This is a genomic window from Streptomyces sp. NPDC042336 (assembly GCF_055581985.1).
Window position 1 is genome coordinate 1 of sequence record NZ_JBVJEA010000044.1, and the last position, 18,508, is coordinate 18,508.

15 protein-coding genes and 9 pseudogenes are annotated in these 18,508 nt (G+C 67.0%); 10 read left to right on the forward strand and 14 right to left on the reverse strand.

The features are described from left to right. Positions 1 to 156: 156 nt before the first annotated feature. Positions 157 to 462, forward strand: a pseudogene (locus tag ACZ6IM_RS40240) (IS3 family transposase); the annotation flags it as partial. A 1,089-nt stretch (positions 463 to 1,551) separates the two neighbouring features. On the opposite strand, the gene ACZ6IM_RS40245 reads toward ACZ6IM_RS40240, so the two are convergent. From ACZ6IM_RS40245 to ACZ6IM_RS40255, 3 genes and pseudogenes are all read right to left on the reverse strand, one after another. Further along, positions 1,552 to 2,304 (reverse strand): transposase family protein, encoded by a 753-nt coding sequence (locus ACZ6IM_RS40245; protein WP_319218737.1) that lies wholly within the window; start codon positions 2,302 to 2,304, stop codon positions 1,552 to 1,554. Positions 2,305 to 2,397: 93 nt separating this feature from the next. Further along, a pseudogene (locus ACZ6IM_RS40250) lies at positions 2,398 to 3,898 on the reverse strand (MFS transporter). A gap of 55 nt (positions 3,899 to 3,953) precedes the next feature. Continuing rightward, entirely contained in the window at positions 3,954 to 4,685 is a 732-nt protein-coding gene (locus ACZ6IM_RS40255; protein WP_319218789.1) for an SDR family NAD(P)-dependent oxidoreductase, read from the reverse strand. A 124-nt stretch (positions 4,686 to 4,809) separates the two neighbouring features. Here ACZ6IM_RS40255 and ACZ6IM_RS40260 point away from each other — a divergent pair, with 124 nt between their 5' ends. Both ACZ6IM_RS40260 and ACZ6IM_RS40265 read left to right on the forward strand, forming a co-directional pair. Further along, complete coding sequence (locus ACZ6IM_RS40260) at positions 4,810 to 5,526, forward strand: TetR/AcrR family transcriptional regulator (protein ID WP_319218790.1); 717 nt, start codon at positions 4,810 to 4,812, stop codon at positions 5,524 to 5,526. A gap of 180 nt (positions 5,527 to 5,706) precedes the next feature. After that, a pseudogene (locus ACZ6IM_RS40265) lies at positions 5,707 to 6,471 on the forward strand (transposase). Between the two features lie 45 nt (positions 6,472 to 6,516). Here the strand turns inward: ACZ6IM_RS40265 and ACZ6IM_RS40270 are convergent. The 3 genes and pseudogenes from ACZ6IM_RS40270 to ACZ6IM_RS40280 all read right to left on the reverse strand — a co-directional run. Beyond that, a pseudogene (locus tag ACZ6IM_RS40270) lies at positions 6,517 to 7,125 on the reverse strand (transposase); the annotation flags it as partial. Between the two features lie 120 nt (positions 7,126 to 7,245). Then, the gene (locus tag ACZ6IM_RS40275) at positions 7,246 to 7,614 is read right to left on the reverse strand and encodes a DUF1330 domain-containing protein (RefSeq protein ID WP_319216596.1); all 369 of its coding nucleotides are present in this window, start codon (positions 7,612 to 7,614) and stop codon (positions 7,246 to 7,248) included. A gap of 218 nt (positions 7,615 to 7,832) precedes the next feature. Further along, positions 7,833 to 8,120 carry a hypothetical protein gene (locus tag ACZ6IM_RS40280; protein WP_319216594.1) on the reverse strand — a complete coding sequence of 96 codons (288 nt, stop codon included), beginning with the start codon at positions 8,118 to 8,120 and terminating at the stop codon, positions 7,833 to 7,835. Positions 8,121 to 9,009: 889 nt separating this feature from the next. Between ACZ6IM_RS40280 and ACZ6IM_RS40285 the strand changes: the two are divergent. Beyond that, positions 9,010 to 9,468, forward strand: a pseudogene (locus ACZ6IM_RS40285) (helix-turn-helix domain-containing protein); the annotation flags it as partial. 360 nt (positions 9,469 to 9,828) lie between these two features. Here ACZ6IM_RS40285 and ACZ6IM_RS40290 read toward each other — a convergent pair. After that, positions 9,829 to 10,260, reverse strand: coding sequence for a hypothetical protein (locus tag ACZ6IM_RS40290; RefSeq protein ID WP_319216592.1), 432 nt, complete (start codon positions 10,258 to 10,260; stop codon positions 9,829 to 9,831). Positions 10,261 to 10,452: 192 nt separating this feature from the next. Here ACZ6IM_RS40290 and ACZ6IM_RS40295 point away from each other — a divergent pair, with 192 nt between their 5' ends. Together ACZ6IM_RS40295 and ACZ6IM_RS40300 are read left to right on the forward strand one after the other, a co-directional pair. Continuing rightward, positions 10,453 to 10,716 carry a hypothetical protein gene (locus ACZ6IM_RS40295; protein ID WP_319216590.1) on the forward strand — a complete coding sequence of 88 codons (264 nt, stop codon included), beginning with the start codon at positions 10,453 to 10,455 and terminating at the stop codon, positions 10,714 to 10,716. Further along, positions 10,713 to 11,078 carry a hypothetical protein gene (locus ACZ6IM_RS40300; RefSeq protein WP_319216588.1) on the forward strand — a complete coding sequence of 122 codons (366 nt, stop codon included), beginning with the start codon at positions 10,713 to 10,715 and terminating at the stop codon, positions 11,076 to 11,078. Before ACZ6IM_RS40295 ends, ACZ6IM_RS40300 begins: the two co-directional genes overlap by 4 nt. Positions 11,079 to 11,542: 464 nt before the next feature. On the opposite strand, the gene ACZ6IM_RS40305 is transcribed toward ACZ6IM_RS40300, so the two are convergent. Both ACZ6IM_RS40305 and ACZ6IM_RS40310 read right to left on the reverse strand, forming a co-directional pair. Next, on the reverse strand, positions 11,543 to 12,247 hold the full coding sequence (locus tag ACZ6IM_RS40305; RefSeq protein WP_398918897.1) for a helix-turn-helix domain-containing protein: 705 nt from the start codon (positions 12,245 to 12,247) through the stop codon (positions 11,543 to 11,545). A gap of 26 nt (positions 12,248 to 12,273) precedes the next feature. Continuing rightward, entirely contained in the window at positions 12,274 to 12,408 is a 135-nt protein-coding gene (locus tag ACZ6IM_RS40310; RefSeq protein WP_319216586.1) for a hypothetical protein, read from the reverse strand. Between ACZ6IM_RS40310 and ACZ6IM_RS40315 the strand changes: the two are divergent. The 4 genes and pseudogenes from ACZ6IM_RS40315 to ACZ6IM_RS40330 all read left to right on the forward strand — a co-directional run. Beyond that, positions 12,350 to 12,472: pseudogene (locus ACZ6IM_RS40315) on the forward strand (flavodoxin-dependent (E)-4-hydroxy-3-methylbut-2-enyl-diphosphate synthase); the annotation flags it as partial. The gene ACZ6IM_RS40310 and the pseudogene ACZ6IM_RS40315 sit on opposite strands and share 59 nt — an antisense overlap. 332 nt (positions 12,473 to 12,804) lie before the next feature. Further along, the gene (locus ACZ6IM_RS40320) at positions 12,805 to 14,187 is read left to right on the forward strand and encodes a glycerophosphodiester phosphodiesterase family protein (protein ID WP_319349743.1); all 1,383 of its coding nucleotides are present in this window, start codon (positions 12,805 to 12,807) and stop codon (positions 14,185 to 14,187) included. A 101-nt stretch (positions 14,188 to 14,288) separates the two neighbouring features. After that, positions 14,289 to 15,201, forward strand: a pseudogene (locus tag ACZ6IM_RS40325) (transposase). A 314-nt stretch (positions 15,202 to 15,515) separates the two neighbouring features. Continuing rightward, a pseudogene (locus ACZ6IM_RS40330) lies at positions 15,516 to 16,244 on the forward strand (transposase); the annotation flags it as partial. Between the two features lie 125 nt (positions 16,245 to 16,369). Here ACZ6IM_RS40330 and tpg (ACZ6IM_RS40335) read toward each other — a convergent pair. The 5 genes and pseudogenes from tpg (ACZ6IM_RS40335) to ACZ6IM_RS40355 all read right to left on the reverse strand — a co-directional run. Further along, a pseudogene (gene tpg / locus ACZ6IM_RS40335) lies at positions 16,370 to 16,619 on the reverse strand (telomere-protecting terminal protein Tpg); the annotation flags it as partial. A gap of 284 nt (positions 16,620 to 16,903) precedes the next feature. After that, positions 16,904 to 17,479: a telomere-protecting terminal protein Tpg gene (gene tpg / locus ACZ6IM_RS40340; protein WP_469564077.1), complete on the reverse strand. Its 576-nt coding sequence runs from the start codon at positions 17,477 to 17,479 to the stop codon at positions 16,904 to 16,906. A 185-nt stretch (positions 17,480 to 17,664) separates the two neighbouring features. Further along, positions 17,665 to 17,964, reverse strand: a complete 300-nt coding sequence (locus ACZ6IM_RS40345) for a DnaB-like helicase C-terminal domain-containing protein (protein WP_469564079.1) — start codon at positions 17,962 to 17,964, stop codon at positions 17,665 to 17,667. Between the two features lie 45 nt (positions 17,965 to 18,009). Continuing rightward, complete coding sequence (locus ACZ6IM_RS40350) at positions 18,010 to 18,138, reverse strand: hypothetical protein (protein ID WP_319216580.1); 129 nt, start codon at positions 18,136 to 18,138, stop codon at positions 18,010 to 18,012. Then, entirely contained in the window at positions 18,135 to 18,407 is a 273-nt protein-coding gene (locus tag ACZ6IM_RS40355; protein WP_319216578.1) for a DnaB-like helicase C-terminal domain-containing protein, read from the reverse strand. Before ACZ6IM_RS40355 ends, ACZ6IM_RS40350 begins: the two co-directional genes overlap by 4 nt. Positions 18,408 to 18,508: the final 101 nt, after the last annotated feature.

Genomic DNA, 18,508 nt, shown 5'->3' on the forward strand with positions numbered 1-18,508 from the left:
CGGGACGTCGAGCGTGGCAGGATACGGAACCAACAGGGCCCCTTCGGTCGCCGGTGTGTTGAGTGGAATCACCACGCCAACGACGAGGGGCCCTGCCTCGTCACCACTCCCGTTGACCAGCCCATTTCACCCTCCAGCACAGGATGAAAGAGGCTCAGTGATCGCGGATCGCAGTTCCGCTCGCGGATGTTCGTCCAGGCGCTGGACCGCCACCGGATGGCCGGCTCGATAGGGAGGGTCGGCGCTGCCGGCGACAATGCGGCCATGGAGCCCTCTTCAGCCTGCTCCAGAAAAACGTCCTCGACCGCCGGACCTGGGCCACCCGTGAAGAACCACGGATCTCGATTGTGACCTGGATCGAGCGGACCTACCACCGGCGCCGCATACAAGCCTAATCTCGGTCGGCTGACCCCCATCGAATTCGAGACCGTTATGACCACACCGGCCCTCCAGGCCGCGTGATCGCACCTGTCACCCGAACCTGCATCAGACCCATCTTTCTTTGGCCGGAGCAGAGGGTACGGGCCTGAGTACAAACGGACTCGATACAGCCCCTTTCGGCTGGCGATCAGGCCGTGGTCAAGGGGGTGTGTGATAGGCGTGCCCGCCCTGCTGCGGCGCGAACTAGCCCCTGCACCGCCGGACGGCCTACGCGATCGGGAAACCTGAAGCCGCCCTGCCGTGCGACCCGTCTGCTACCGCTTCCTTTGCTTCCTTGACGGCCGTTCGGCCGCCCCCTGCCAACGTGACGATTCCCCGGACGAGCCCCCCTGCGAGGACCCCCTCGCCTGCGACGACGACCCGGCTTGCACACCCCCGGGACCGGAGGGGAGGAACGAGCCCGCCGAAACCGGATTCTGCACCAGAGGACCGCCCCCGCCGGACGTGCGCGAGTTCCCGGCCCCGCCCCAGCCGGGCCCACCGTCCAGCCCGTCCGGCTGCGCCGTGAGCCCACTGGCTCGAATCACGTCAGCAAAGCCATAGCCGGCGCCAGTACCGGACGTGTACGAGTTCCCGGCCCCGCCCCAGCCGGGCCCACCGCCCAGCCCGTCCGGCTGCGCCGTGAGCCCACTGGCTCGAATCACGTCAGCAAAGCCATAGCCGGCGCCGGACGGGTGCGGGTTCCCCAACTGATAGCCGGGCCTGGTGCGAGCAGCGCGTCGAGCATCTGCAGCAGCACTTCGAGCATTATGTGTGGATGGATGCAACCCCATCTTCGATCTGGCAGCGTCAGGCACAAGAGTAAAGCCCTTTTGACTCAAAGCCGCCTGCGCCTCAGGTCCCAACCCCGTGTGAACCAGCCCGTCCCTAGATACCGAGTGCAGCAGACGATTCCCCAGGTCGTCAATCGACTGATTCGACCGTGGCAGGATAGGCCTCCCGTCGGGATGCTGCTCGAAGACCGTTGCCTCGATCGCAGCAGCCAGTTCACTATCCGTATACGCCACAAGAACCTCCCAGATGAGGCACGGACACCACCTCTCCCTCCACAACGCACGAACAGACCACCGGGTTCACCCCAGTGGAGGGACTGAGCCTTTTCCATCTTGATCAGTTGGCGAGTTCGAGGGCGACGACGGCTCGGACGATGGCCGTGATCCGGGTGGTGCTGCAGCGGAGCTTCCGCAGGACCCGCCAGCCCTTCAAGGCTGCCATGGCGCGTTCGCCGAGGCTGCGGATCTTGGCGTGGTCCCGGTTGTGACGCCGGCGCCAGCCGCGCAGGTTCCTGCCGCGGAGCGGGACCCGGATGGCGGGACCGGCACCCTGATACGCCTTGTCCGCCCAGCACTTGATGCCGTCGGCCGCCAAAGCGGCCGGGATGTCGTGGGTCCGGGCCGCGGTCAGGTCGTGTGTGGCTCCCGGAAGTGCGTCCGATGCCCAGATCAGGCGTCCGGCCGGGTCTGCGAGAACCTGCACGTTCAAGCCGTGATGCTTCTTCTTTCCCGAGTAGTACGGGCGGTCGGCGGCGATGCGGTCAATCAGCAGGAGCGTGCCGTCGAGGATCACGTATGCCTTCCGGCGGACCGTCTCCATGGCCTGCTCCAGCGTCGGAGCGAGCGCGGCCAGGAGATCGACGGCCTCGCGTATGTAGCGGCATACCGTCGCGATACCGCTCCGGAAACCCGCCGCGAGGCGGGCGTAGGTGTCACCGCAGCGCAGGTGCGCCAGGACGAGCAGGGCCTGCCGCCCACAGGTGAGGCGGCGCCAGCGGGAACCGATACGACGCCGGTGACCCGCTAGGAGACCGGCAAGACGCTGCAGGGTGCGGCTGGACAGATCGACGGCAGACAGGTAGACAAGCACGAGAGCTCCTGGCGGACTGGTGATCTTGGTCGTGAACCCGTCTACCAGGAGCCTTTCTCATGCCCGACACCGAGGCTTCGACCCAACCACCCGTCAGGTTGGAAGAGGCTCAGTGGGTGGAGCGAGGTCGGCCGAGTCAGGCTTTTCGGCGTTCAGGATCAGGCCGTAGACGATGGCTCCGGCCGCGAAGACCGCGCAAATGCTCCAGAACGCGGTGCTATAGCTGTGGAGCGTGGCGTCGGCGCGGACGGCTTGGCTGGCATGGTCCTTGCCGACCAGGTAGTGGGCGAGTGCCGAGGCGGCCAACGAGTTGAGCAGGGCGGTGCCGATCGAGCCGCCGATCTGCTGGGCGGCGTTGGCGGTGGCAGAAGCGATGCCCGCATCCTCGGAGTGCACCCCTGCGGTGCCGGCGCTCATCGCTGGAGCGATGGCGGGCGGCGCCGATGCCGAGCCCGAACACCAGTAGCGGGCCGAGAACGGCTTCGGCATAGGTGCTGTGGTGGCCAATGCGGGCGAGCCAGGCCATGGCGGCCGCGGCGATGAGCATGCCGACGGCGACCGGGACCTTGGCGCCAAGTCGCGGGTAAAGCTGGGTGGTGGAAATCCCGCCCGCTACGACCAGAGTGGCGACCATCGGCAGGAATGCCAGCCCAGTCATCAGGGGCGTGTAATGCAAGGTGCCCTGGATGTAGTAGTTGAGGAACAAGAAGGCTCCGAGCAGGCCGATCCCGCCGATGAAGATGGCGAGGTCGGAGCCACCGCGGTTCCGGTCCACGATGATGCGCAGGGGCAGCAGCGGATCTGTGGTGCGCTTCTGCTGCCAGGCAAAGGCCGCGAGCATGACAGCGCCGGCGGTTAGGAAGCCCCAGATGACCGGGGAGCTCCATGGGTGCGACTCCACGGCGGCGAAGCCGTAGACGATGCAGAACAGGCCAGCGGAGACGAAGACGGTGCCGGGGATATCCAGGCGGGGGCGCCGCTCCGGCTTGGCCTGGCGCGGGATGAACAGCAGGGCGCCGATGATCGCGGCGGCGGCGATAGCCACGTTGACGTAGAGAGTGAAGCGCCAGTCGAGGTACTGGGTCAGGACCCCGCCCAGCAGCATGCCGACCGCTGCGCCAGAGCCGGAGATTGCGCCGAACACGGCGAACGCCTTGGCCCGTTACTTGGTCTGGGTGAACGTGGTCGACAGCAGGACCAGCGTGGCGGGGGCGGTCACCGCGCCCCCTGCGCCCTGCAGGGCGCGGGCGGCGACCAGGACACCGAAGTTCGGTGCGGCGCCGCCCAGCGCGGAGGCGCAGGCGAAAGCGACCAGGCCGATCAGGAGCACAGTGCGCCGGCCGACGAGATCGCAGACGCGCCCAGACAACAGCAGCGGGCTGGCGAGGGCCAGCGAGTAGGCGGTGACGATCCACTGCCGGTCACCGTCGGAGAAGCCGAGGCCAGCCTGAGCGTGCGGTAGGGCGACGTTGAGGATGGTGACGTCCAGGCCGTCCATGAGCTGCGCCAGGCAGATCACGGCCAGGATCCACCAGTGGCGGCCAGGGGGCGCGGGGTGAAGGCCAGGGAGCGTGGCGGTGTGGGTGACAGACATGCACGTTCTCGTTTCGGGGCTCGCGGGCGTCGCGCGGGGACGCCTGGAGCGGGTGTCAGACGGCGGTGCGACCGTCGGTGAACAGTTGGCCAGTGGGGTTGCCGTCGCCCAGGGTGGCGGCGCGGACGATGTCACGGGCGCTCTCGGCGGCCGGGCGGTCGTTCTCGTCGTCGCCACGCTCGGGGTGGGTGGCGGTGTTGCCCGGGTCCACGGCGTTGACCAGGATGGAGGTGTCCGCCAGTGCCCGGGCCAGGACGGTGGTGAGAGCGTTGAGCATGTATTTGGCCATGGAGTAGGCCGGGGAGCGCAGAGGGGCTCCGAGTTCCAGACCGGTAGCGATCTGCTGGGCGGACAGGCTGGAGACGTTCACGATCCGCGCGGCGGGCGCTGTGGTCAGCAGCGGTAGCAGTGCCTGGGTCAGGGCCCAAGGGCCTAGTACGGAGACCTCCATCGCGGCGCGCACGTCATCCATGTCGGCGTCAAGGGCGGACAGGATCCGGAAGTCGGGCATGGTGCTTGCGTTGTTGATCAAGGCGTCCAGGCGGCCGAAGTCCTGGGCGAGTCGGTCGGCCACCTCGCGCATGCCGGCTTGGTCCGACAGGTCCAGGCGCAAGGCGGTGGCCTTGTGGCCTTCCCCGCGCAACTGGGCGGCCAGCGGCTCAACGGCTGCCAGGCGGCGGGCGGTGAGGACAACGTGAAAGCCCTGCTCAGCGAGTTCCCGGGCGGTGGCGAAACCCAGTCCGGTCTGGCGGCCAACGCCGGTGATCAGAGCGGTCCTGACGGTCATGATGGTTCTTCCTTCGGGGGATGATGGGCGGCAACGTGCCGCACAGTCGAGTGAACTTTGTTCAGAAACAGTGAACAAAGTTCTACACTAAGAACTTAGTTCAGATCGAGGGATAGTAGGCACCATGACCACCGACCCCAAAATGCGCCGCGCTGCGCGTCACGCTCAGCCCGACGCGTCTACTGCCAGGACCGGGCCGCGCCGCGAGCCGCTGACGCTGGACCGGATCTCCGAGGCGGCTCTCCAGGTGTGCGCGACCGAGGGCTACGACGCGCTCACAGTGCGCCGGGTAACCGCCGTCCTGGGCACGGTCCCGTCCGCTCTGTACGCGCATATCGTCAACCGGGACGACCTCGACGACCTGATCGTCGGCCGCCTGTGCTCGCGCATTGTGCTGCCCGAGCCCGACCCCACCGCCTGGCGGCAGCAGTTGCGCAACGTTCTGACCCAGATGCGGGACCTGTACCTTGAGTACCCGGGCATCTCGCGGGCGGCCCTGGCGACAGTGCCGACACACCTGGAGACCCTGCGCGTCGGCGAGGGCCTGCTGGCCATCCTGCTCGCTGGAGGCGTCCAGCCGCAGACCGCAGCCTGGGCCATGGACGCGCTCTCGCTCTACGTGGCGGGCTACGCGCTAGAACGCTCCCTGGCCACGCAGCGCAGGAAACACGAGGACGACGAGTGGGTGCTCAGCCAGGACGAACTAGTCCGCCGATTCACCACGCTGCCCGCCGACACCTTCCCCAAGACCCGCAAGCACGCCGCAGAGCTGGCCTCGGGTATGGGACACGACCGCTTCGACTTCACCCTCGACCTGATCCTCGCCAGCCTGCCGCGCTGACCACTACCCGGCTGCCGCGGTTGCCGACCCCTCGCAAGCGGGGCGTCTGACACGGACCCCACACAAAGCGCACCCGGCCTCACCCGGCCGACGGCTTCGAAGTGGTCCAGTCCCAGCCCGTGTTTGCGCTCGGGGCAGAGGTTGTCCCGTAACCGGTGGTGCTTGGTGCGTTGGTTGGGCATGGGTGGGGTGATCTCAGCAGATGATCCGAAGTGGATCGAGCCGTTTGCGGGTCTGACCGATGTGCAGCTCGCGAGGCTGGTGGCGCTGGTACGGCGCCGTAGTGGCGTTCAGCGGGGCCGGCCGTGGCGGCTCCCGCTCGAGGACCGGGTGTTGCTGGTGGCAGCGTACTGGCGTACGAACCTCGCGTTGCGGCAGGTGGTGCCGCTGTCGGAGTCTCGAAGTCCGCGGCCGACCGTATCCTGGACCATCTCACACCGCTGCTGGCCATCTCGCCCGCGCGCCGGCCCCGCAAGGACACCGTCTACATCGTCGACGCCACCCTGGTGCCCACCCGCGACCGCAGCGTCGCCGCGTCCAGCAAGAACTACCGGCACTCGACCAACCTGCAGGTCGTCATCGACGCCAAAAGCCGCCTGTTCGCGGCCATCGGCCTCCCACTGCCCGGCAGCCGCAACGACTGCCGGGCCTTCACCGAGTCTGGCATCGTGTCGGGCCTGCCCCGGCGCCCCGACACGCACCGACGGCGGCTACCAAGGCACCGGCCTCCTCATCCCGCACCGCAAACGACGAGGCCAAAGCCACCACAGCCCACTGCAGGAGGCCGAGAACGCCGTCCACCGCCGGGCACGAGCACGCGTGGAACACGCCCTGTCGCGATTGAAGAACTGGAAGATCCTGCAGAACTGCCGACTCAAGGGCGACGGCATTCACCAGGCCATGCTCGGCACCGCCCGGCTGCACAACCTGGCCCTCACTGGATAACTCACACCCCATACGGGACAACCTCTCGTCGTGCTCGATGCGTCAGCGCATCTTGGCTCCTCGCACCAGGTCGATGACCGGAGCGGTGGCGGGCAGGTCTGATATCCAGTAGTCGGCCGGAGCGTCCTGGCCGTCCGGCCATTCGACCAGGGCGCGCAGGACACCGTCCACCGGTTGCAGCCGCCGCCTGCCTCTTGGGCTGAGGTTAACGACTGCTTGCCTGCAGGCCGCACCGTCAGCACCGTGAACTGTGAGGGCATCGCTCCTTTGCTGCCCCACCGCCAGGTCACCTCGGCGGCCGGGCCTTCTCCAGACGTTACTTCTCCTGGCGCATCACCGCGTCGGGGGCTTCGGCCCTGCGGCAGCGTTCCGGCTCCTCTGTCCACTCACGCTCAGATACAACTGCCATTCCAGCGGGCGGGACCCGGTGGCGGCATGGACACTGACCGCGACCTGTCAGTTCGCCCGCTTGCCGAGCGCCCGCAGTATCGACGGGCCGCCCCCACCAACGCGGTGCCGCACGTGGGAAACGACACAACGTCGATAACCCACACCGCAGGACGAACCCTCTCGCGCAGCTGCCGGATCCGCCGCCGCACCGGCAGCGGATTGCGCCCGAACTGGTTCAAACTGCTGCAGGGCCCGTATGCTCCCTCCGACAGACCAACTGCGCACCAAGTCAGGCCGGGAGAGCAGCACGTCCATTACGCGGCAGCCTTGCCGGTGTAACAGCAAGATTCCCCTACAGGGTTCCCGTGGGCGAAGCCGTCGGAATCAGAGCTGGACCGGTGTTGTCGGCTGCAGTACCGCCTCCACCAGTGCCTCACTGCGCAAGTGGGCAAACGCCTGGTACTCCGGGTCGTGGATCATGTCAGAGAACGCGGTCCGGTTGGGGTACCGGACCAGCACGACCATGTCCCAGGCCTGCCCGTCTTCAGCGACCAGCGCCCGCCCGCCGTCACCCAGGTATTCCACGGTCACGCCGTAACGCGCGTTGATCGACTTCCCCAGCGCTTCGGCATAGCGCTGGTAGCACTCGCGGCCGCCATCCGTCTTGAACCGCAGCAAGTTGAGCATGACGACCGAACCACCAGGGTCCTCAGCCATCAGTGCATCGAGCTCACGGTTGTCGATTTCAATCATTGGAGAACCTCCAGGGGTCGGTATCGGAACTGACACTGAGCCTAGATACTTGTTGGTCGACACGCAAGTTTGCTCTCGTCAGTTGCGCATACAACCATCGCCGCACAGCAGGAGCGCCGTGAACAAGCGGAAACGGCCCACCTAACGGCCGTCGCCGAACTCGTCATCGAGCGGGGCGGGTGCGCGTTGACCCTGGACCGCATCGGAGAGCGCGGGGGTTACAGCCTCGGGATCTCACCCACCACTTCGGGGTCAAGCAGGAGCTGATCGAGCGGCGGGCGCGGGCGACGCAAACGTGGTTCGTGCCGAATCTGGAGGATCTGTCGGCCGGGCTGGACCGCCTGCTGCGATTGATCGATGGCCGCCTCGGCGAACTCGGACGAATCAGCGCTTCCCGCCAAGCGCTTCTGTTGCTGTGGGCAGAGGCCGCCACCCAGCCTGAACTGGTTCAAATTTTCCGCGAGCGAGACACGGCCTTCCGCACGGACCTGCGCGAGAACAACCATGCCGCAATTGCGAACGGGTCATCGACCCTGGTGCCCAGCCGGCGAGGTCGCCGTGGCCACCCTCGGACCACTACGCGGGATTGCCCTGCGACGGCGTCCACCAAAGCGTCGACCAGGTTCCATCAGCCATCCGAGTGGACATCTCCCCCTTCGCAGCGCAGGGCGTCACGGCTCTCCCCTCCGCAGCGTGTCACCCCGGCTTCCGCGCGCAGGCGCCGGAACTCGCGGCCTTGGTGCCGTCCCGCTCGACGTAACCCGGCTTCAATCCAGCCGTTCAAGCCAGCACTGCATGTTTGGCCATGCCGGGTCAGCAGTTGCTCTGTCCGCGACATTCCGCAGCACGCTGCTCGCCACCCGCGCGAGGACTCTGCCTCAGGACCCACAGGCATCGGAACTCCCGGCAAAGGTGCGATCCCGCTACGGTACGGGCCGCCAAACCCCTCCGAGACCAGAACACCTACCTGATGCGACTCCGATCACCGCCGAGGCGGTGTGGTCCTGCCGGGGCTCGCTGCCTCCCACTACGCCGCCGGCGGCTGGAGCGTGGGGACGGTTGCCCTGGTGGCCAGGGACCGTTGCATGATAGCGATCGTCCGGAACGTCGTGCTGGTCCGGTCTTGAGGGGGACATCTCGGTTCGGAGCAGCCGTACGCAGCGCAGGCACGGTCTTGGTGATCATGTGAGTGTCGAAGTCCCATGAACACCTGGCGAGTCCGTGTCTGCACCTGCATCTTCCCTCATGCCCACCGCGTTGGCCCAACTGGGCCGCACTGCCGCGCCGGTCCCGCTGGCGAACGCGGTCGCGCTGTCCGGTTTCCTAACGAGTTGGTGCGTGATAGCGGCTGAGGCGTCGTGCCTGGCCGGTGGCATGATCCGCATAGTGGCGATCATGGTCAATCGGGTGGTGCCGGCGTATCGGCTGTTCACGGGGATATCTCGGCGTCATCTCGCGCGTTTGGTCGAGGAGTTGGCGGTGCCGTGGCAAGCCGGAGCCGAGGGTCGTCGCCATGCTGCACGAGGTGGGGCCAGGAAGCGGGCCGCAGGAGCCGGCGCCCGCTACCAGTTGGTCTTCGGCGACCGGCTGGTGGCCACGCTGATCCATCTGCGGCACGACCTGCCGCACTCGGTACTGGGGCTGCTGTTCGGTGTCGACCGCTCCACCACCACCCGTGCGATCGCGGAGATACGTACGCTCCTGGCCGAGCGGGGGTGCGCGGTCCCCGACCGTCCCGGCCTGCGGTTACGGACTATGGCCGATGTGTTCGCCTACGCCCGGGCCGAAGGCATCGAGCTGCGGCTGGATGCCACGGAGATCCAGGTCCGCCGACCACCGGCCGGCCGCGGCGGACTCACACCGCCGAGAACACCGCGACCGGGAGCACTGCCCGGCAGAGCCCAGCAGTGCAGACGGGGAGGTCGCCGAGGCGACCGAGTGCCTGAAGTTGGACGGAGGGTGCGGCCGTCTAAAGGCGGGCCAACTGCTTGGCGATGGCCTTCTTGACGAGGGCGGGATCGCGTTCGGCGAAGCTGCGCAGGCACTTGGCCATCCGGTCGGCGAACTTCTCCGGTTTGATTTTGATCGCGATGTCTTCGATCGCGAGGACAGCGAACTTGGTCGCGGCCTCGACGACCTTAAACCTGGCGCTGGGACGGACACGGTCGAAAAAGGTGTGAGTCAGGTATTCAGTGTCGTAGACGAAACCAGGGGCTACGACTGCTTGAGGAAGCTGCCGACGATCTTGCGGCCTTGGCTCGGAGGATGGATGAGAACGCCCTCCAGCGGGGCCACGAGGTGGGCGCGGGCGTACTCCATCGTCGGCTCGTAGAGCTCGCCGAGGGGACGGATGGACGGATGTGCACACAAGTGGCGGTCGTCGCGGATCCGCTCCAGCTGCTTGCGCTGGGTGAAGTCGATCAGCTCAAGCTTCTCCGCCGTGTCGAGCACAGTCTTCTCCAGGGCGAGCATGATCGGAATCGCTTCGGATTCCGCACTGCCCTGCGCTCGCTCCACGTCGGCAACCAGGTCCTTCGCGTGGCTCTCGCCCTCTTCATGGAGGATCTGGGCCTTGGCGATAAGGTCGGCGCAGACAGCTGTCCAGGTGAGGACGATCGCGCCGCGGGCCGAGGGAAGACGTAGCAACGGTACGCCTCACAGACGAGGGGACACAGGTCCGGATTGAACACGCGGTTCACGCGCTCGTCAAGGTCGATCATGTTGCCCCTCCGGCGCGCCCGTCCCGCTTGCCCCCGGAATGCTCTCACCACCGCTCCGGTCCGGGCCGACGTCCCCATTTGCTATACACTGGTACCAGCACATAGCTACAGTGCTCGTATGGGAAAGCAGACGAACATCCGCCTGGATGAAGAGGTCAAAGCAGCCGCCGAGGACCGGGCCAAGCGCCGGGGCCTGAGCTTGCAGGGCTACGTGGCTGACCTGATCGAGGCGGACGTGAATCAGTCCCGCGCGACTTTCATGGCCGGCGCCGCATCGTTCCTGGCCGCCTACACGGACGTGTTCGATGCGGAAGTCGGCGAGGACCGGTACCCCGGTCTCCCGGACGCCCCCGCGGAGACGGCACCGAGGGATGCCGCGTGAACCTTCGGATTGACCTCGCGTGGATCCTGGCAGTGGCGCAGCAGATTCCGGGAGACCCCCAGGTCGTCGACTACGGCGTCCCGGTAGCGGCGGAAGCACGTCACCAGGCGGAGATCCTTGACCACGAGGTCTACCCCGAACCTCATCACAAGGCTGCGGCGCTGCTGTGCGAGCTGGCGAGAAACCCGAGCCTAGAGATGCGGAATCTGCTGTTCGCGGCCACGGTGACCGCGGCCTACCTGTCGGCGTGCGGGATGCCGGTGAGCCCTGGCCTGGACACCGTTCTCCCGCTGGCCCGCGCCGCCCGGGACGGTCTACCGGTGCGGGAGGTAGCCGCTCAGATCAAGACCTGGACGAGCTGATCGAGCAGGCTCTGCACGCGGGCCGTACCGAGTCAGGAATCCAGGTCATCCACGAGCGTCGGCGGGCCATCCGTATCGGTGAGGCGTGCTGTCAGACCCAGCAGGGCCATCACGAAAATGGAGCCCAGCAGGATGAGGGTGTTCACGAGTGCCGATGGCCCGGGCAGTCGTCGACCTCTAAGATTCCTTCCCGAAGAGGGTGTAATCGTTCCCCGTCGCCGGTTACCTTGTCCCTCAAGTTCTATGCACGAGGGCTCTGCAACCTCCCTTTGCCACAACGCACTCAGCCAGAACCGACACCCGATGAACAGAGACGTTAGTGCCGCCAAGGGCCATCCACAGAACCTTCGGCGACTCGCCGGTACGGTCCGCGATGCGCTCGGCCTCCGCAAGGTGCCCCATGGCCTGTTCTTCGTTGTGAGCCCGGCCGGCCATCACAGATCCGCCGAGGTGAAGCTGGCCAGTTACGACATCTCGCTCCCGTGAAGCGTCTGCCTGGCCGTTCGTCCGCAGCCCCAGATCGACGAGGGCGCTGTCCGGTCCGGTACTTCCCCTCCCGCAGGCACCTCAAGGCCCGGAAGGTAGTGGTAGGCGCCTCCGGATACCGCGTCGCTCGCACGCTGGGCAGTCCACTCCATCCGCACGAGCGAAAGTTGTGGCGGGTCCGCGTACCCAGCTTGGTGGCCACGTCGTACGACGTTCGGTAGAGGGAAGCGAGGATCAGCCATCCCGTCACTACTGCCGTGCGTGTGGGCCGCTGTGGTCGTCTCTCGGTCAGGCCAGCGACATCGCTGGCCGCTTCCTTGATCTCTCCGGCGCGGACGGCCGCGCACAGCCTCTCGGAGTTCTCTCAAGAGTCCGGAGTGGACGCGCCGAGAGGTCGGGGTCGGCGCCCAAGTCGCAGACCTCCAGCGCCTCCCTAGCGCATCCAGTTCGTCAGCGCGCAACTCGTCCTTGTACGGCTGTCCGACGTTGGTGGAGAACTCAACGCGCATGGCTCGGACGAGGATGACAACGGCGTGCGGTGTGGCCGCCAGCCTGCCCTGCTCGATCCTGGTCGGCGTGTTGTACGGGACTCCGGAGAGGTCAGCCAGGGCCTGTTGAGTGAGGTGGCGTTCCAGGCGGAGACGCCACCCGCACGCCAGTGTGGTTTGAGGCAGAGCGTGCATACTAATCTCCTGTTCTGTTGTCTGCTTCAACACCAGAACGGTGCCCCCGCGATCGGCTTCGTGGGGGCACGGAAGAACCCCGCTCCTTCGAGGTCGAGGTTCTTCATGAAGGGCGCAGTCATCAAGACGATGCCCGAGTCGAAGATCGTGAAGACGCTCATCGAGGAGACGATGAAGACCGCCGAGGGAATGGACGGCGTGCCCTCAGGTGAGCCCGAAGTCGCAGGCAGCTGGCATCCCTACGCAGACAAGCGCGCGGCCTCGGATGTGACTTTCATCGGGAGACAGCGTGGTTACCCGATGGTATTTGCCACGTTCGGAGACGTGGCACCGGCAGCGTGGGTGATCCGGTCGGCTGAACAGCCAGAGTACCGTCGCGCATCCCGGGCGGTCGGGGTGCCACGACCGCACGAGACCCGCATCGACACCCCTCGAAGCCCACGCTCCCAGCCCCCTGCCACCAGCGTGAACTACTCGCATTACGGAGAAACATGCCTGCTCAGGAACCGCCGAAGGAACCGATGGGCAAGCCGCCCACTGACGCCGCCCTTCGTCAGATGATCAGCGGCGCCAAGTCTCTGCAGAGTTCTTTCGGTTCATGGCCTCCCTCACGCTCGCACTCTTCCCTGGCCGGGACGGGAACGGTGGCGACGGCGGGAACGCGGGAAGGGGCTTCGCGGCTTTCGCCGTACCCGCACTGGTGGGCACAGCACGTGGTACACCAGGTACGGTCGAACGCGGGCAGTCAGCAGCCACGTCTCATCGCACACCGGGGCGGGACTGCGGATCATCCGGAGAACACGTTGCTGGCCATCAAGCAGTCACTGAAGGCCGGGGCGGACGGCGTGTGGCTGAGTGTCCAGGTCACCCGAGACGGCGTGCCGGTCCTGTACCGCCCGAAAGATCTCAAGGACCTGACCGACGGGTCCGGGACGACTGCCGACAAAACCCTCGGGGAGTTGTCCGGGCTGAACGCCGGCTACCACTTCACCTCCGAGGACGGCGCCTACCGCCACCGTCAGCCAGGCAAGGCCGTGGGCATCCCGACCCTTGAGGAGGCGCTGCATGCCATCCCCGAAGACAAGCAAATCTACCTCGACCTGAAGCAGACCCCCGCCGAGCATGTCGTCGGGGCTGTCAGCAAGCTCCTGGACCGGCACGGCGCGTGGGACCGGGTCCGCCTGTACTCCACCGACGCGGAAACCACCCGCCTGCTGGCCAGAGAGCCCAAGGCCCAGGTGGCCGAGTCCCGTGACGCCACCCGCCAGCGTCTGGCCGAATACGCCCTCGAAGACGGCGCCTGCAAGAGCGCCCCTACCGAGCCGTGGGTTGGTTTCGAACTCACACGCAAGATGACCCTGAGGGAGCAGTTCACCCTCGGCCCGGGCGTCTCGCCGGTGGTGGCCCGGCTATGGACCAAGGGCTCCGTGGACTGCTTCACGAAGGCCAAGCCCGACCTCCCCATCGTCATGTTCGGCGTCAACACCCGAGACGACCTTGATGCCGCCACCCGTCTCGGTGCCCACGCCGTCCTCATCGACTCCCCCGAGAAAATAATCCCCCAGCCGGGCGACGCCGCCCCGCAAGTGCCGGTGTCTCCAACCAAGGCTGCCTCGACAAACACTACGGAACAGGAAGCGGCGCAGATGGCTGCGCCGCGTTACGAGCAAACGCACATCGCAGCCTGGCAAGGCGTCACGGGTCAGGACAAAGCCGTCGCTATGGCCAGAGAGCACCGCTCCGATCCCTCACGGCCGGCAAACGCGGCCCAGGGCTATAGCGGTCTCGGCTCCGCCGTCCTTGCCTCAGCGGCTTCCCTTCACCCGCTGGGGGCGGGAGGCGTGAGGTCTCCTTCAGCGGCGTCAGTACAGGCATCCGCATCAGCTAATGCAGCCAAATTGTCCCCCTCCACAGCAAGTAGTACGCGCCGCTCGCGCTGAGTGTCGCCCGAGCCCGGGACCGGCATGCACTTACGAGCTGGTGCGTGATTGCGGTCGAAGAGGGATCGCGCGAGGGTGGGTTGATCCAGTCCGTAGTGATCATGGTCGACCGGAACGTCCTCGCGCATCAGCTGTTTACCGGTGTCTCCCTGCAACATCTGACTTGCTTGGCCGAGGAGTTAGCTGACCCGTGGCAGGCCATGGTCGAGGGGTCGTCGGCACGAGGCAGGCGGCGGGCCAGGAAACATGAGGCGGGGGCCGGTGCCCGACATCGGCTGGTGTTCGTCGACCGGCTGGTCGTCACGCTGATCCACCTGTGGCACGATCTTCCGCACTCCGTCCTGGCCCTGTTGTCTGGTGTCGACCGTTCCACCATTACCCGCGCGATCGGAGAGATGCGTGGGCTCCTGGCCGAACGCGGATGCGCGGTCCCTGACTGTCCTGGCCTGCGGCTTCGGACCTTGGCGGATGTGTTCGCCTACGCCCAGGCTGAGGGCATCGAGCTGCGGCTGGATGCCACCGAGATCCAGGTCCGCTGGCCCGCAGCCGGCCGCGGCGGACGCCGGGCGTTCGTCTCGGGCAAGAAGAAGCAGAACACGATGAAGGCCACTGTCGTCGCCGACCACTGGGGCCGCACTCTCTGGACCGACGCCCTGCGGCCAGGGCGGATGCAATGCGACCGCCACACGCAACGAAGGTATCGGAACCTGTTTTCAGCACTTCCCGGACGTGGAAGTGCTTCTGGACGACGGCTACCTCGGTCTCCGGTGTGATCACCCAGGCCAGGCGATCACACCGCCCAGAAAACCGAACAAGATCGCTTTGCCGCACGTACACGCCGCCAGAGGCGAGGCCAGGCGCCGACACTCATCGAAGCGCATCACCGTCGAGCACGCGCTCGCCGACCACAAACGCTGGAAGCAGCTGACCCGCTGGACGCACCGGCGAGAGGCCTTGCCCGACTCCTACCGGGCCATCGCAAGCCTCGTCTCCGATCGCACCGCCAACGCGTGACCATGACCCTGATCAGGCAAACACGCCTCAACCGCAATCACGCACCAGCTCGTAAGCGGTGCTCGACCAAGATCCCTGGCAGCGTCACCTATTCGAGCCTCGCCCGCTCGGTGTTCCGGCATGCTGCTGTGATGACGGTCCGGCGTACGACGATGGTCCGGCCTGTGACGAGGACCCGCCTGCCCGTACCCCTGGTCGCTGAGCTTCTTCGAGGTGGGCCCCGATCAGGTGACCCCGACCGAACGCAACGAGCGAGGCCCCCGGGCTGTTGATCGAGATGTCTGACGTCTCAATCACGCTGCTCGGGGGCCTCATTGGTCATCTATCGTGCCGCACTCGACCTGCCACATGCGCTCGTGGAGTGGGCCACCATGCTCATCGTCACCCGCGAGGGGGACCGCCGCTGCAAGCTCCGCCCGTCCCAGCGCGCGATGGTGGCACTGGTGTACCTGCGCGAGCACATCGCCCTGGCGAAGATTGCCGCCGGGTTCGGAATCAGCGAGTCCACCGCCCACGCCTATACCAGCGCGGTCATCCACCTGCTCGCCGAACGCGCACCGGGCCTGCTGAAAGTCCTGCGCGAGGCCGACCCCGACTTCGTCCTGCTGGACGGCACCCCCGCCGAGTGCGACCGGGTCGGTGACTCGCGCCAGGACTACTCACACAAGCACCGCCGACACGGCGTAAACGTGCAGGTGGCCACCGATCCGGACGGCCGGCCGCTGTGGATCTCGCCGGCCCTGCCGGGACGAGCACACGACCTGACCGCAGCACGCACCCACCGGATCGCCCGGATCTGCGAGCGCCAGGGCGTCCCCATCCTGGCCGATCTTGCCTACCAGGACCGCGGCCCCTGGCTGACCACAGGCATCAAGCACAGGCCCCTGAAGGAACTCACGCCCACCGAGAAAACTCTCAATCAAGCCCTGGCCACGGCACGGGCACCGGTCGAACGCGGAGTGGCCCGACTGAAGTCCTGGCGGACCTTTCGCAAGGCCCGCTGCAGCCCCGACCGCATGACGTCAATCGTCAAGGCCGTCCTTCACCCTCGGGGAGGCGCCGCGGGAACCGGAAGCCCTCTTCCAAAAGCATCGCGGCCCGGTGGGACCTGTTGTACCCTCGCCAGGTCCCACCGGGGACCGAACCAGTCCGCCGGTACGTCCCCGGTCTACAGGTCGAAGTCGAGCTGCCCGACGTCGGTGAACTCCACCTCCAGGCCGTGAGCGCGGCGGCCGCCGTCACGGAAGTAGGCCTCGCCGAGGCCCTCGGCGGTATCTCGCGCAACTGCTGCTCGCTGCCGCCCGCTCGCTGGGCATCGAAGAGACGGGCGGCGAAGGCAGGCGGCAGGCCAGGATGAGATGGCGGATCCGGGCATCGTTGGTGCTGCCGGGGCCGGCGGTGAACCCGAACCGGGCACGCCCGAGGTCGGTCTGCGTCTCCCCCGTCGCGTACATCAGCGCGGCCACGGTGAGCCGTAAATGGCGCTCCGTACGGGGCATATGCGTGAAGGGCTGCGAACCAGGACGGGGGTGCCCGGTTCGCAGCCCATCGCTGCTGTGAAGCGAGCGATGGACCAACCATAATGATCTTCCGCAGCAACCCTGAATCGGACCAACTAGTTCCAGTCACACCTTTGCATCACGGCCCGACGGCCGGGTCCGGCGGCTCTTTCGCCAACTGCTGGAGGCAGGGTTAGATATGGCTACAGGTCGAAGTCGAGCTGCCCGACATCGGTGAACTCCACCTCCAGGCCGTGAGCGCGGCGGCCGCCGTCACGGAAGTAGGCCTCGCCGAGGCCCTCAGCGGTATCTCGCGCAACTGCTGCTCGCTGCCGCCCGCTTGCTGGGCATCGAAGAGACGGGCGGCGAAGGCAGGCGGCAGGCGGCAGGCGGCAGGCGGCAGGCGGCAGGCCAGGATGAGGTGGCGGATCCGGGCATCGTCGGTGCTGCCGGGCGCGGCGGTGAACCCGAACCGGGCGCGGGTGTCGATGATGATGCCGGTGCCGGTCGCGGCCTGTCGGCGGGCCCTGTTCGCGGATGCGGGGCTGCCAGCGGGCGCGGACGGCGTCGGCCTCGGCGAGGTCGGGGCGGGGTCGGCGGATCTGGTCTTTGACGTACCGCTCGACGGTGCGCTGGGAGACGCCGGGCAGAGCGGCCACCTGCCGTGTGCCCTTGAGCTGCTTGACCAGGTAGCGCATCTGCGCGCCGGCGGACTTCGGGATCGGGCGGGTAAACGCCTTGTGCACGGCACGGTCGAGGCCGTCGGAGACCAGACCCATCGCAAAGACTTCCTTCCAAGGTCGCTGTAGGGGTTTCTCGCGGCCGATCACAGGGTCCGGCAGGGGGAATGCCGGAGCGGGTGTTCGGCCGCGAGAGAGGCGCTCAGGCCTCCTGTGAGGCCGTGGGAGCGGTTGGGGTCAGCCCATGTCCTCGAAGCGGGAGTAGTGGAACCGCGCGGCGACGGTCAGGGTGCAGGTGGGCCCGAACCTGTTCTTCTCGATGACGAGGTCCACTTCGCCGTCCCGGGGGGGGGGGAGTCCTTGTCGTCGGCGTCGGGGCGTTCGACCTTGATGACGAGGGAGGCGTCGTTCTTGATGGCTCGACTCTCGCGCATAAGGCCGTCGTCGTTGAGCTGGGACAGGGCGATGACGTGGCAGCCGAGCTGGACGGAGAGGTTTTTCAGGCCGCGGGAGACGGAGGCGACGGCCTGCTCGCGGGTGGTGGTGCGGGACTGCTGGACCTCGACGAGTTGCAGGTAGTCCACGACGAGGAGGTCCAGGCCGTCTGCGCGGGCGCAGGCGCGTGCGGCCTAGGCGATGTCGCTCAGGGAGACGCCGTCGGGCCGGTAGACCCGCAGCGGCAGTGTCTTGAACAGCTCCTCGCCCGGGCGCCTGACCTTCTCCCAGCCCTCGGCGGTGAGCATGTCCTGGTGTGTCATGTGGTGCAGGCGAGGTTGCCCTCGGCGGCGGCGATCTTCTGCATGAGCTCGATGCTGCTCATCTCCAGTGAGGAGAACATGCCCCTTCCGCCGGCCTGAGCGGCGGCAACGGCAACGCCGAGGCCGAGGGTGGACTTGCCCACGCCGGACTGCGCGGCCACCACGGTCACGTTGCCCGGTCGCATCCCCGAGGTGAGGGAGTCGAGGTCGGCGAACCCGTACAGCAGGCCGGTCTTGCGGCCGTTTTGGATGTCCTCCAGGTCCGCCACGAAGTCGAGGTACAGGTCATCCGACCGTGGGCGGCGCCTGGTGCAGGCCCGGGGCGCCCGCGACGATTGCGGTGAGCTGCTGCTCGGCTAAAGCGTGTCTC